Source organism: Dryocola clanedunensis (assembly GCF_038405435.1).
Lineage (GTDB): Bacteria > Pseudomonadota > Gammaproteobacteria > Enterobacterales > Enterobacteriaceae > Dryocola > Dryocola clanedunensis_A.
Map to the genome: position 1 here is coordinate 636,610 of NZ_JBBYHZ010000001.1, position 13,638 is coordinate 650,247.

Genomic DNA, 13,638 nt, shown 5'->3' on the forward strand with positions numbered 1-13,638 from the left:
ACGGACAGGCCGTGGGTTGTCCGCTCATTAATGATTAAGGATTGATAAAGCAATGTGGATAATTAATTTTATCGACCGCTCCATGACCGTGTTTCTCACCTGGGTATTTCAGCATCGACTTAAAAGCGCCCTGTTGCTAATCCTCGTGGCGGGAAGTTTTATTGGCTATGGCGTGCCGCAATTACACACTGATGGCCGTATAGAAGCGTTTATGTATCAGGACGATCCATCGCTTCTGAAATACCACGAATTACGCAAACAATTTGGCCAGGATAACAGAATTGTCGTTACCGTTACCGGCGATGATGTTTTCACCACTCCTTTCATTACAAAACTGTCGGCGCTCCATATAGCATTACAAAATCAGGTGCCTTACATCTCTGAAATATTCAGCCTGCATAATATTCCGTTCATTGAGTATGAAAAGGGAGGCGTCTATCTCGAAGAGTTAATGCGCAACGTGCTCCATGAAGGCAAAGATCCCCATATCCTTAAAGAGCGGGTTCTCTCTACGCCGCTGTATCAAAATTTTGTTATCGATAGGTCAGGTAAAACAGCCGCTATTATTATCGAGCCTTTCCGCTACGCCCCCAATAAACAAGACTGCGTGGCAGACCCGGCTAACGGTAAAACCTGCCCTTTTGCCACGCAGAAAAATATTAAACGTGAATTCCTCAGCTCAGCAGAATATGACGAGATGACGCTGAAGGTCGCTGAGATTACCCGCGACTTTTCTGGCCCAGGTTTTGTGATTCATACGGCGGGTGCGCCGATAGTCAGTTCCGAAATCGTACGTATTATTTCGCAGGATATGCCTCGATTTACGCTCGCCTGTATTCTGATTGCGTTAATTTCTATCGGCGTTATCTTCCGCAGCGTCATTATTGCTGCCGGGGCGCTGCTGGCTTTTATTTGTAGCATTCTGACCATGCTTGCGCTCATGGGGCTCTGCGGGGTCGCGATGACGCCGCCTACGCAGTTTTTAATCCCCATGGGATTGACGATGATGCTTTGTGTCTACGTCCACTTCATGCTTGCCAGCACCAACGCCTGTAAACCCGGGGTGCCGCGCATGTCGCTATTCAGCCACGCCATGAAGCACACCCATCACCCGATTTTATTCAGCATTCTGACCAGTGCCGATGGCCTGTTAGGTTTTTTAAGCTCAGATCTGGCGCCCATCGCCGCCCTCGGTATCTTTGGCATGGTGGTCACGCTCACCAGCTATTTCTTCGCCCTTTTCTGGGGAACTCAGGCCATTGCTGCTCTGCCTGAACGCTACACCAGCCATGAACGAACGCTTACGGCACGAACAAGCCGCGGCGTCATTGCCATCGGCAGCGTCGGGATTAACCATCCTCGCAAAACGGTGCTGGTCTTCGCTTTGGCTCTTGGTGGCGCCATTTGTTTACTCCCCAGCCTGCGTTTTTCCCATAACTCACTCAAATGGCTGGAGCCACATAATGTGGTGCGCCAGGCAACGGAATTTATCGACAGTCGCTTTAACGGCACGGTTAACCTTGAGCTGATCGTCACGCCGGCAAAAGGTTATGACTTCCGCAGCGAGCCTGTACTCAGAGCCGCCCAGCGCGCCGTTGAACGGGTCTACAAAGAAGTCGATATCCCCATCGGTCGGCATACCAGTCTGATTTCATTTATGGACGAGACAAATATGGCCATTCACGATGGGGACCCGGCACAACGCGTCATACCGCGCCAGCAGCAGATTTGGGAACAATTTTTCCTGCTGGAAGGTGAAGGTAACTCGACCATCATGCGTTATGTCAGCATCGACTATAGCCTGGGACGAATTACCTTCCTGGTGCCGTGGCTTGAAGCCATGCGCTACAGCGGTGTTTCAGAACAGGTGGCGATGATTTTCACCGAAGAGCTGGGGCAGCTTGGCAGCGTGAATGTCACCGGCCTGATTAATCTGCTGGCGAATACGTCGAAAGCGGTGCTGGACAACATGGTCAGCAGCTATCTGGTTACGCTCTCAATTATCGCTGTTCTGATGTGTTATTGCCTGCGCAGCTTCCAGTTAGGGTTGATCAGCATGATCGCTAACGTGCTGCCCTATGTGATGGTGCTTGGGATCATGGCGCTATTTGATATCCCGATGGACACATTCACCATACTTATCGGCGGGATACTGACAGGACTTATCGTCGATGAAACCCTGCATATGTTCTACACGTTCCGCTACTACTTATCTCTCTACCCTCAGCCGCAGGATGCGCTGCGCGCCACGCTCAAAGAGGTGGGCAACGCTCTGTTGATGACGTCAGTAGTGGTTACGCTCAGCTTCTCCGTGTTCCTGTTATCTTCGATGAGCAATATTCGCAGCTTTGGCAGCCTGATGATGGCCGGCGTGATCGTCGCCTTGCTGAGCGACATAATAATGATGCCTGCCCTGATGATGCTGTTGCCACAGCGTTTATACCAGGGAATAGTCGGGGGGCGTAATGAGCAACAGCTGGCGTGAGCACCCTAACTCACTGCGATCTTTTCTCGCAGGAATGCCCGTCGAGGCGCAAACAGCTTCACTGCCGCTCTCCACTATTGCCAGTGATTACGCGCGGCGCTTCGCCGGGCCACCAGCGTATGGCCGAACGCTCGCGGAGCCTGCGGTGCGTTACGAAGCAGATGGCTGCCCGTTGCCGGTTGTTATCGGTTGTTATGGTGATGAACCACGAGTCCGCCAAAAGCTTCCGAATCTGCCTGATAAGTTTACCGCTGCGGGCGTGCAGCAGCTGCTGACGCACGTTTTGCCAGCCAGACATATTGCCAATGATGAACTGCCCCCTTCCGGAAGCAACCTTCAGTGCCTGAGCGATCTGCCCATCCTCACCCACACCCCGAGGGATGCTGGCGCGTATATCACTCAAGGATTTCTCTACGCCGAAATGGGCGATATAACGGCATTTTCTGCTCACCGCCTATGGCTACTGGGGGAACGGCAGCTTGCCGTTTCCATTCTTTCCGGCCGCCAGCTGGCCGTAGCGCATCAGCAAAGCCTTGCTCGCGGTAAAGCTTTACCCCTCAGCATCAACATTGGCATTCCTCCGGCAGCGGCTATTGCGGCCTCGCTGAGTGGCAAAACTTTGCCCCCGTCAGTCAGCAAATTATCGCTGGCAGGTGCGCTGGCAGGCAGCCCAGTTCGTCTGGCTGATTGCAACAGCGTTGAAGCACGCTACCTCGCTGACAGCGAGATTGTGCTGGAAGGGACTTTGGGGCCGGACAGGGCAGATGAACGAGCCGTTGCCGATTACAGCATGCCAGAGTTTGTCGGCTATTCGGGTAAGGCGGGAAACAATCTGGTCGTTTTCAACCTTGAGAGTATGCGGGTCCGGCAAAATGCTTTTTACCCGGCGCTGATTGGCCCCGGGCGCGAACAATCTGTTCAGTTAGGTCTCGCAGGCGCGCTCAATGCCTTACTGGCTCTGCCGAAGACGTTAACCCGTGGCGTTGCTGATTTGCGTTACTCCCATGCCGGGGGCGGTATGCTGCTGCTGTACGTTGCACTGTTACCAGGCTGCAATTCAGATGAACACCTGCAGTCGCTGAGTAAAGCGCTGATTGAAGTGAACCCTTTTACAAAAATGGTGATTTTTGTCGACCGCGATATCAATTTACAGGCTGATGAGGATGTTTTGTGGGCGCTGGTGACACGTTGCAGGCTGGAACAAGACACGCATTTCCTGGCCCATTTCAGGGCGTTACAGATGGATCCTTCACAATCCGGCAAGCGCTGGCGTGACGGCCTGGCAGGAGCAGCACAGCGGATATGGATAAACGCCACCATACCCGCTGGTTTGCAGGATAGTTTCCGACGATCCTATAACGAGCTGGTATAGCCTACGACGGCGTAACCTCGGCTGCGCACGGTGCGGATAAAATCGCCCTGTGCTCCAGCCGAACGGATTTTATTGCGTAGCCGGTAAACCAAAGCCACTATTCCGCGCGAATAAATGGCATTACTGCCGTTGCAGCGTTGCAGTAGCTCTTCGCGGCTCAGTACTTCACTTGGGGTTTTGCTTAGGGCGAGCAGGATTTCAAATTCCATTGAGGTGACATCGAGCAGTCTCTCATTGACGAAGGCCTGAGCACGGGGAATATCTATGCGCAGCGTGTCGTTGTCTATTTTGAACAAAATCTCCTGGCTGCCTTTGACAGGGACAGAATGCGCGGTTTTGACTTCATTAAAACGGCGCCGCACGGCATTAATACGGGCTATTAATTCACGGGGTTCAAAAGGCTTACCAACATAATCATCCGCCCCGGTTTCAAGCCCCACAACGAGATCCACGAGTTCAGTGCGTGCGGAAAGCATAATTACCGGGATATCGCATAGCGATGGCCCCTGGTTACGAATCGTTCTGCACAACTCCAGGCCATTAATACGCGGTAACATGACATCCAGTAAAACCAAATCGTATCTTTGTGACTGAAGTCGTTCTAGTCCTTCCTCTGGCGAATGTGCGAAATCCAGATCTATTGCATACATTTGCAAAACTGGTTTCATCGTCTTACACAGTTCGACATCATCATCAATCATCAGAACTAACATACTAAACTCTCCCTGTACCAACGTAGACGGTTTTTCCCTCTACCAATTATCCAGCCAAATTCTTCCTTATTTCACATCATATACTCGCCAACTCTCAAGTTACAGGAGGTAGCGCACGCTTTCGTACCAGGCTGCGTCAAGTAAGATCCTTAAGGATGACCGTTTTTTCCTGACGCTAACGCGAATAATTTAAAGTATATACCCAACACCCTTCAAGCGCGGGGCTAACCGCCCGGAAATTTCTTAATTTTTGACGTTAACGATCCGACTATTTAAGGCAGTATGGTGATGAAAGCATGAATATGATACGCAAAAAAATAAAACCTATCATTTTACTAAATATAATAACTAAGATTATCTTTACTTATATTCTTTCTCAGCCTCTCCTGCATCAGGAATAAAAACCAAACAATATAAACCCCTTATCAATAAATAAAATCCCGACAAATAACCCCTAAACAAGCCAGATCATTGATTAATCCTCAATATAAATTCACTAAAGCTGAGCCAGTAACCTGGGTAATACATCTGCGACATCTGATAAAAGATAATAATCTGCGTAGCGTTTTATAATTGGTGCCTCAGGATCGTGATTAATTGCCACGATCACTTTGCTGTTGGTAATGCCCGCCACATGCTGGATGGCACCAGAAATGCCACAGGCTAAATAAATCTGCGGAGCAATCTGTTTTCCCGTCTGCCCCACCTGCGCCTGTTCGGTAAAATATCCGGCATCAACCAGCGCGCGCGTCACCCCCAGCCCAGCGTCTAGTTTGTCGGCTATTGCCTCCAGAATATTCCATTGCCGGGCACCGACGCCTCTTCCCCCTCCCACAACTATTTTTGCCTGGGTTAGCGGTGGTCGCGTCAGCGTAATGGGCTGGCTGGTGCCTGCAATCGGCTGCGGCAAAATTATTTTCCAGCAGCATTTTTCGACGGCATAGGTTACCTGTGGCACCGGACAAACGGCTTGTTCAAAAGCCTGCCTGCGTAACGTCCATACTTGTTTGCCAGAGGCTTTCACCCTCTGTTCCGCCTGGCCTGAACAAATTGAACGCAGACACTGAAGCGGCGCGGTAATCGCCGTCACATCCGTCACTGGCGTGCAGTGTAAGTGCGCAGCAATTCTGGCCGCCAGCGGCCGAAGCGACCTCTCTTCCAGCAATAATATAAGATCAAACCCAGCCACGTATTGATGCAGTGAGGCCGCCAGATTTGGCATATCTTCTGAGGCCTGGCCGCCTTTTATCCACATTACTCGCTCAAATCCCGGCGACAGATCGATTTCATCAGGCGCGTCTTTATCACCTAAAATGAGCAGGCTGACCCGTGCTGGCCAGGCCAGCAGCGTTTCCTGTACCCCTCTTAAAGGCGTGCGCTGGATTTCCTCTTCCCGAACAATCATGACAGCGTTCATATTTTGCTCCCTTCAAGCTTCAGAATAGCGACCAGCTCTTCCACAGAATTCAACTGCGTTGCTTTACGCTGAACTGCCTGGGTGAATAACTGGACGGTTTCAGACTCCCCGGCCTGCGCTGGGGTATGGACAGCAAGCATGGTCAACGACTGGCGTCGGGCACGCAGAATGGCGGGCAAAGCGGCATAGCGGGGAGTTGCCAGACTCAGCTCGACGGCCAGCACGACCGGCAAACGCAGGGACAACCGGAGCTGATGATTTCTTTCGTAGCACATGACGTGCAGCACACCGTTGTCATGCTGAATCTCGCTGACCGGTTCAGCCTGCTGCCAGCCTAGTTTTTCAGCTACCATCCCCGTGACGATCCCTCCCTGCCAGTCAGAGGTTTGTTTGCCAAGCAGCACAATATCGACTTTTTCTTTGCGGGCGATGTCCTCCAGCTGGCAAGCCACACCCCATGCGGTAACCTCGGGCGTATCCCAGCCGATAACCCGGTCCGCACCTAACGCCAAAGCATGGCGTAATATTTCTTCCGGCGCAGGGCCTGCGCAAAAGACCACTATTTCTACATCCGATTCCTGTTCTTTGATGCGTAACGCCTGTTCCAGCGCCACGGCGCAGAACTCGTCGAGCTTCCCTTTGCGAAGCGTTGCCACAGAGCGCAGTTCATCCCATTCGGCAGCCTCGCAAATGCCAACCAAAATTTTCATTATTAACTCCGTTTACATATCCAGATAGCGTGGCCCGCTCCCCCCTTCAGGAGGAGTCCAGCGCAATTTTTGCAGGGGATCTTTGATGTCACAGGTTTTGCAGTGCAGGCAGTTTTGCCCGCTAATTTGAAAGTGCCGCTCGCCGCTGTTTTCAAGCCAGCTAAAGACCCCGGCCGGGCAGTAGTGCACGCTCATTTCCTGCTGCTGGGTGGTCAGCTTTGTGTGCTGTAAATGACACGGCTGATAGGAGCGGCCACTTAAATGGCTGAGATAGAGAGATGAAGGCTTATCAAAGCTGATGATATTGTCTGGCCTGAACGCCGGTGGTTCGCCACTGCTGGCAGCTAAGGTCTGTAAGTGATCCGCAGGGGCAGGCTGACGAAAATGAATAAGGTGGTTCAGACCAGGGTATTGGCTGCTCCACCAAAGGGCAGCGCCGACAAGGGTGCCATGCTGCTGAATGGCAGGGGTATAATCCCGCGCGGCGAATAATTCCTGCCAGAGCCACGACTCCCGCAATGCTTTTGAGAAGGTTTGCTCGAGCTGAGCGTCCTGTGCCCTGGACTGCAGCCAGGGATAGAGCACCTCTGCTGCCAGCATCGCACTTTTCATCGCCGTGTGGATGCCTTTCATTCGTTGCGGATTAAGCGTACCCGCAGCACAACCAATCAGCATTCCGCCAGGGAACGTCATTTTCGGCAGGGCGAACCAGCCGCCTTTGGCTAACGTCCGGGCGCCGAACTCCAGGCGCGTGCCACCTTCAAGCAGCTTGCGCAGGCGGGGATGGTGCTTGCTGCGTTGAAAACTGTCCGCAGCGCTAAAATAAGGATGCTTGTAGTCAAGATCGGCAATCAGCCCTATGGCGACCCGCTGTTCGGGTAAATGATAAACAAACATGCCGCCGTTAACCTCCTGGGAAGCTAATGGCCACCCGACAAAATGCTCAACGCGCCCGGGGTGATGGCGGACTGAGTCTAGCTGCCATATCTCTTTTAAGCCCAGAGCATAATGTTGTGGCCGGCAATGTTCAGCCAAAGAAAAACGTTCTGTGGCAAGACGCGCTAACGATCCTCTTGCGCCTTCGGCTAAAAGCGTTTGCCGCGCGCGTATTCTTATCCCGGGCATGAAATTCCCCCCGGGGCGCCCTTTTTCATCACGACCATAGTCACCGGTAACCACGCCGCACACCCGGCCTGCTTCGTCGTAATCGAACTGGCGAGCGGGAACCTGGGTCAGAATATCTCCCCCCAACCGGGTAACCTTTTCAGCCAGCCAGCGGCAAAACCCAGCCAGACTTATTAATCGCCCATCGTTATATTTGAATACCTCAGGAATGATGAAATCAGGCAGCGTCAGGGCGCGTTGACTATTTAAAAGCAGATGCAGATGCTGATCGTTTTTTGTCGTTTGTGGGGCATTAAAACTTTGCTCCCAATCGGGAAATAATTCATCCAACGCACGGGTATCCATTACTGCACCGGAAATAATATGCTCAGCTATCTGTTCGGCTTTTTCCAGAATACAAACGGAAAGCGTTTGCTGTTGCTGCTTCGCTAATTGTAATAGCCGTGCTGCGGCAGACAGACCGGCCACACCTGCACCAATTATTAATACATCAACATGCATAATCTGAGGCATAATATATTTTCCGGGCAGTAAAGGTTTACCTGATTATTAGTAACTGGAGCTGCTGCCATCACCTTTTAATTGATGTGATTCCGGGCCAATCAATGCAGGATAAAACACACACATCAGTTTCATGCGCGTGGTGCCCGCCAAAATGTGCTTATCATTTTTATTCAGGGAGTACATAACGCCAGGGTAGATTTCGTGGCGCTCACCCGTCACCAGATCTTTAACCCAACCCTCGCCCTCAATGCAGTAGCAGGTTTCCAGATGGTTGGTGTATTCAAGGATAGATTCGGTGCCAGCTTCAATAATCGTTTCGGTGAGCGAATAGCCTACTCCGTCTTTTTCAAGTAATAAACGGCGGCTTTTCCCTGCCCCCCATGCAATATCGCGGTCGGTATTAATCACATCATCTATTGAACGAACAATCATTTTCCTGCCCTCTTGGTTTATTAACATAAATTTTCAGGTCAATTACTTGAACACCTAACATTTATATCAGAACCAAAAATAAATAAGTCTTTATATTTATAGCGTTAAAATCATAAAGTCACATTTTATTTTTCAAAATAAAAAATTCAGTTTTTTTATCATGTCAGAACAGCTAACCATTACATTTATGAAACATATGATTTACTAGGGGCGTATTGCGAGAATATTAAGAACACACTTAGAGTAGCATAACGGTCATTTATTAGGTTAAATAATCAGGTATTTTGTTAATAACTACGAGTAAAGAATCATTATTCAGTGTATTTCGAGGAGGAATGGCTAATCGTAATTTCACATTGGCAGAAAATGCCAGCGTTCAGCTGGGCACGGCAGAAAAAAGGCGGGTGAATAATCACTCCGCCTCTTCTGTTCTCACTTCTGGAACCGGCATCGCCGAAGCCAGAGGCTGCCGAAAACTTTATTACCGCATTTTGGCCAGGCGTTTCCTGCCGATGAACAACCAGCCCGCTCCCAGCAGGATAAACCACAGCGGCGTCACCATCAGCGCCTGACGGGTATCCGTTTCCAGCGTCAGCAGCACAATCACAAACACGAAGAACGCCATGCAAACCCAGCACATCAGCTTGCCGAGCGGCATTTTGTAGATGGATTTTTTGTGCAGCTCCGGACGCTGCTTACGGTACACGAGGTACGAGCACAGAATAATCGTCCAGACGAACATAAACAGAATCGCCGATACTGTGGTAATCATCGTGAAAGCTGCGATGACGTTCGGATTCACGTACAGCATCACCACACCGCCCAGCAGGCAGATGCAGGAGAAGGTTAACCCTTTAGCCGGAACGGCACGCTTAGACAGCTTAGCGAACGCCTGCGGGGCCATCTTGTCCTGCGCCAGACCGAACAGCATGCGGCTGGTAGAGAACACGCCGCTGTTGGCCGAGGATGCCGCCGACGTCAGCACCACGAAGTTGATGATGCTCGCGGCGGCAGGCAGGCCCACCAGCACAAACAGCTCAACGAACGGGCTTTTATCCGCCACCACGGAACGCCACGGCGTGACCGACATAATGACGATCAGCGCAAACACGTAGAACATGATGATGCGGACTGGAATCGAGTTAATGGCGCGCGGCAGAGATTTCTCCGGGTCTTTGGTTTCCGCAGCTGTTGTGCCCACCAGCTCAATCCCCACGAAGGCGAAGACCGCTATCTGGAAGCCGGCAAAGAAGCCGCTGAGGCCTTTCGGGAACCAGCCGCCGTCATTCCACAGATTGTTGAAGGAGGCCTCAACGCCCGATGGCGAATGGAAGTGCGTCAGGATCATCACCAGGCCGATGACAATCAGCCCCACGATGGCGACGATTTTGATCATCGCAAACCAGAACTCCATCTCCCCGAACATCTTCACCGTGGCCAGGTTCAGGCTCAGCAGCAGGATGACAACGGCCAGCGAGGCCACCCAGTCGGACAGTCCCGGGAACCAGAACTGCGCGTAGGAAGTTATCGCCACCACATCGGCCATGCCCGTCACTACCCAGCAGAACCAGTACGTCCAGCCGGTGAAATACCCGGCCCACGGGCCTAGCAGGTCGGCGGCAAAATCGCTGAAGGATTTATATTCGAGATTGGAGAGCAGCAGCTCCCCCATCGCCCGCATCACGAAGAACAGCATGAAGCCGATGATCATGTAGACGAAGATGATGGACGGCCCCGCGAGGCTGATGGTTTTACCGGAGCCCATAAACAGGCCGGTGCCGATAGCGCCGCCGATGGCGATTAGCTGAATATGGCGGTTCGTTAGATTTCGCCGTAGCGACTGCTCGGCCGGAGCCTGGGCGGCTTCAGCGACTTTTACCTGATCTACCATGTTGTGTTTTTCCTGTACCTGTCTGTTGTGTTCAGGCTCTTCTGGCCTTTACGTCAAAGTGTGTGATGTTGCTTGTAGAAAGCACTTGGATAGTAGGAGAGATTCGGCGGGATGAATACCTGCAAAAAACGATCTTGTTAATTTTTTGTTTTATTTGAGTGCGAAATCACTGTCGCATTGCGAAGTGCCTCACAAAAATACCCGGAACGTGGGCATATGCAAGATTAAATCACGGTTATTTGTTAAGAACCAAACTAAAACCCCGTCGAGCAGTAACGCCGTTCACTTAAGCCAATGAATTAGGGGAAACACCGGGATTTGGTTCCCGGAGGGACGCCAAACCCGGTGGTCGCCCCGGGTATCACGGTCTAAAACTAACGACATTAGCCGGGGCAATTTTTTTTATACAGCTTACAGAATTTCCAGCAGCTCTACTTCGAAGACCAGGGTGCTGAATGGCGGGATGGACGCGCCAGCGCCGCGCTCGCCGTAGGCCAGGTTGTGAGGGATAGTCAGTTCCCACTTCGAGCCAACCGGCATCAGGGTCAGGGCTTCAATCCAGCCTGCGATCACGCCGCTGACCGGGAATTCAGCCGGTTCGCCACGCTGAACGGAGCTGTCGAATACGGTGCCGTCGATGAGCTTACCGGTATAGTGCACGCGAACGTGATCTTTACGCGCAGGAATTGCGCCGGTGCCCTGAGTCAGAACGCGGAATTGCAGGCCGGATTCGGTGCTGCTCACGCCTTCTTTCTTGACGTTTTCTTCCAGGTATTTCTGACCTTCTACCGCCATCTCTTTCTGACGCTCCTGACGCACCGCATCGGCACGTTCGTGCACTTCACGCAGGGCACGGTGAACAACATCAACAGGAACAACCGGCGCGTTGCCTTCCAGCGCATCACGCAGACCCGCCACCAGCGCTTCTGGCAGCAGACCCTGCAGACCAGATTCGCTCAGCTGCTGACCGACCTGTAAACCAATACCGTAACTTGCTTGCGCTTCGACGCTGTCAAAAGAAGGGGTTGTCATGAATTTTCCTTTAAGGTTTTAAAAGCAGGCGTGCAGCATAGCAGCGTCATCTGGTCGGGTAAAATGTAAAAGGCCGGTGAGTGACAAATGCGAACGAAACGGGAACAATGGCCTGATGAGTGCTAAATTACGGTGAAGCGTCACGGAAACCGGGATCGTTCACTGCATCAAACAGTTAGCGTTCTATAATGGAGTTGGGAAATGGTCAGAGCACATTATGTGGACTTGAGGAGTGTTGCCGATGCGATTCGCTATTAAACCAATGCTCGTACGGATTTGGCACGCCCCTGAGCATTTCCGGCTGATGGATCCGCTTCCTCCCCTGCACCGCCGGGGCATTATTATTGCCGCCGCAGTCGTGGTGGTGGGCTTCTTACTCCCCACGGCGGATGAGCCTGACCGCCCGGTCACGCGCGATGCGCAGCTCTCGGTTGAATCCCAGACACCGATGCATGCCGAACTGGTCAACCCTCCGGCTAACGCTACCCCTGTTACCCCAGCAGAACCCGTACCAGCGCCGGTAGAACCGCAGGCCCACAGCCAGGCGCCCGTCCCCCACGCCAACAACGATATCGAGCAGCAGTGGCGCTCCTACCGCGTGGAGTCCGGCCAGACGATGGCGCAGCTGTTTCGCGACCATAACCTGCCGCCAGCAGATGTCTATGCCATGGCGCAGGTAGAAGGCGACGGCAAACCGCTGAGTACGCTACAGACCGGGCAGATGGTGAAGATTCGCCAGAACGCGAATGGCATAGTGACGGGGTTGACGATTGATTCAGGCAGCGGCGGAGAGATTCTGTTCACGCGTCAGCCTGACGGCAGCTTCCTGCGCGCACAATAAATTTATGGCGATGTTAAAATGCAAAACGCCGGCACTTGGCCGGCGTTTTAACGTCTGATTCAGCTTAAATTAAGCTTCAGCAACAACGTTTACAGTCAGTTTAGCGAACACTTCGCTGTGAACCTGGAAGTCCACTTCGTGTGCGCCAGTGGTACGCAGAACGCCGTTCGGTAAACGAACTTCGCTCTTAGCCACTTCAACGCCAGCTGCAGTTACAGCGTCAGCGATGTCGCGAGTACCGATGGAACCGAACAGTTTACCTTCGTCGCCTGATTTAGACGCGATAGTAACGGTTTCCAGTGCGTTGATCTTCGCAGCGCGAGCTTCAGCAGCAGCCAGAACGTCAGCCAGTTTAGCTTCCAGTTCTGCACGGCGTGCTTCGAAGAATTCAACGTTTTTCTTGGTAGCAGGAACAGCTTTACCCTGTGGTACCAGGAAGTTACGAGCATAACCCGCTTTAACGTTAACCTGATCACCCAGGCTACCCAGGTTTGCTACTTTATCAAGCAGAATAACTTGCATTACCTTATCCTCTCAAAGTCGTATTAATGGACCGTGACCGATTACTGATGACGATCAGTGTACGGCAGCAGAGACAGGTAGCGAGCGCGTTTGATAGCGCGAGCCAGCTGACGCTGATATTTTGCACGGGTACCGGTGATACGGCTTGGGACAATCTTACCGCTTTCGGTGATGTAGTTTTTCAGCGTAGCGATGTCTTTATAGTCAATCTCTTGAACGCCTTCCGCGGTGAAACGGCAGAACTTGCGACGACGGAAATAACGTGCCATATGGCTAGTCTCCAGAATCTATCAATTCAATCTGCTCGGCATGCAATACCACTTTGTTCAGCCCATTTTTTGCCTGATGGCAAGTGATGAAGCCCTGAACCGTAAGTACCGTGCCGACCGTTATACTGTGAGTAATGGCCTGGTGTGCGTGTCCGCTAATAATAACGGGCATTCTGCACCATGCCTGCCGGTTGAAACCGGCCTCCTCTTGCACAGAACGATGCTCAAGCACGAACTGGCAGTGAGGAATTCCTGACGGGCTGACCTTGCGCAGGGGCGTCTTGCACACTGTGCCAGACAAAACCAGGCGGTTTGCCGTCATCAG

General features: G+C 52.1%; 13 protein-coding genes. 3 read left to right on the forward strand and 10 right to left on the reverse strand.

Features of this window, described 5'->3' with window-relative positions; all coding sequences use genetic code 11:
- Positions 1-52 precede the first annotated feature (52 nt).
- Together AAE045_RS02920 and AAE045_RS02925 are read left to right on the forward strand one after the other, a co-directional pair.
- A complete protein-coding gene (locus tag AAE045_RS02920; RefSeq protein WP_455546391.1) occupies positions 53-2,485 on the forward strand; it encodes an efflux RND transporter permease subunit in 2,433 nt (810 codons plus the stop codon).
- A complete protein-coding gene (locus tag AAE045_RS02925; protein ID WP_455546392.1) occupies positions 2,466-3,857 on the forward strand; it encodes a UbiD family decarboxylase in 1,392 nt (463 codons plus the stop codon). The genes AAE045_RS02920 and AAE045_RS02925 overlap by 20 nt, the downstream gene beginning before the upstream one ends.
- On the opposite strand, the gene AAE045_RS02930 is transcribed toward AAE045_RS02925, so the two are convergent.
- From AAE045_RS02930 to fklB, 7 genes are all read right to left on the reverse strand, one after another.
- Positions 3,839-4,570, reverse strand: a complete 732-nt coding sequence (locus AAE045_RS02930) for a response regulator transcription factor (RefSeq protein WP_455546393.1) — start codon at positions 4,568-4,570, stop codon at positions 3,839-3,841. The two genes, AAE045_RS02925 and AAE045_RS02930, sit on opposite strands and share 19 nt — an antisense overlap.
- A gap of 496 nt (positions 4,571-5,066) precedes the next feature.
- Positions 5,067-5,987: an electron transfer flavoprotein subunit alpha/FixB family protein gene (locus AAE045_RS02935; RefSeq protein WP_455546394.1), complete on the reverse strand. Its 921-nt coding sequence runs from the start codon at positions 5,985-5,987 to the stop codon at positions 5,067-5,069.
- Positions 5,984-6,697 carry an electron transfer flavoprotein subunit beta/FixA family protein gene (locus tag AAE045_RS02940; RefSeq protein ID WP_455546395.1) on the reverse strand — a complete coding sequence of 238 codons (714 nt, stop codon included), beginning with the start codon at positions 6,695-6,697 and terminating at the stop codon, positions 5,984-5,986. Before AAE045_RS02940 ends, AAE045_RS02935 begins: the two co-directional genes overlap by 4 nt.
- 12 nt (positions 6,698-6,709) lie before the next feature.
- The gene (locus AAE045_RS02945) at positions 6,710-8,335 is read right to left on the reverse strand and encodes a 4Fe-4S dicluster domain-containing protein (RefSeq protein ID WP_455546396.1); all 1,626 of its coding nucleotides are present in this window, start codon (positions 8,333-8,335) and stop codon (positions 6,710-6,712) included.
- A 36-nt stretch (positions 8,336-8,371) separates the two neighbouring features.
- Complete coding sequence (locus AAE045_RS02950) at positions 8,372-8,758, reverse strand: ectoine synthase (protein ID WP_455546397.1); 387 nt, start codon at positions 8,756-8,758, stop codon at positions 8,372-8,374.
- Positions 8,759-9,239: 481 nt separating this feature from the next.
- Positions 9,240-10,649 carry a D-serine/D-alanine/glycine transporter gene (cycA, locus tag AAE045_RS02955; protein ID WP_455546398.1) on the reverse strand — a complete coding sequence of 470 codons (1,410 nt, stop codon included), beginning with the start codon at positions 10,647-10,649 and terminating at the stop codon, positions 9,240-9,242.
- 411 nt (positions 10,650-11,060) lie between these two features.
- Positions 11,061-11,681: an FKBP-type peptidyl-prolyl cis-trans isomerase gene (gene fklB / locus AAE045_RS02960; RefSeq protein WP_202306572.1), complete on the reverse strand. Its 621-nt coding sequence runs from the start codon at positions 11,679-11,681 to the stop codon at positions 11,061-11,063.
- A 235-nt stretch (positions 11,682-11,916) separates the two neighbouring features.
- On the opposite strand from fklB, the gene AAE045_RS02965 reads away from it, so the two are divergent.
- The gene (locus AAE045_RS02965) at positions 11,917-12,522 is read left to right on the forward strand and encodes a LysM-like peptidoglycan-binding domain-containing protein (RefSeq protein WP_455546581.1); all 606 of its coding nucleotides are present in this window, start codon (positions 11,917-11,919) and stop codon (positions 12,520-12,522) included.
- A 69-nt stretch (positions 12,523-12,591) separates the two neighbouring features.
- Here AAE045_RS02965 and rplI read toward each other — a convergent pair whose 3' ends face one another.
- Genes rplI through priB form a run of 3 tightly spaced genes read right to left on the reverse strand, consistent with a single transcriptional unit; the run spans position 12,592 to position 13,635 of the window.
- Positions 12,592-13,044 carry a bL9 family ribosomal protein gene (gene rplI, locus AAE045_RS02970; protein WP_455425966.1) on the reverse strand — a complete coding sequence of 151 codons (453 nt, stop codon included), beginning with the start codon at positions 13,042-13,044 and terminating at the stop codon, positions 12,592-12,594.
- A gap of 41 nt (positions 13,045-13,085) precedes the next feature.
- Positions 13,086-13,313 (reverse strand): 30S ribosomal protein S18, encoded by a 228-nt coding sequence (gene rpsR, locus AAE045_RS02975; RefSeq protein ID WP_000135199.1) that lies wholly within the window; start codon positions 13,311-13,313, stop codon positions 13,086-13,088.
- A gap of 4 nt (positions 13,314-13,317) precedes the next feature.
- Positions 13,318-13,635 (reverse strand): primosomal replication protein N, encoded by a 318-nt coding sequence (gene priB / locus AAE045_RS02980; RefSeq protein ID WP_167609871.1) that lies wholly within the window; start codon positions 13,633-13,635, stop codon positions 13,318-13,320.
- Positions 13,636-13,638: the final 3 nt, after the last annotated feature.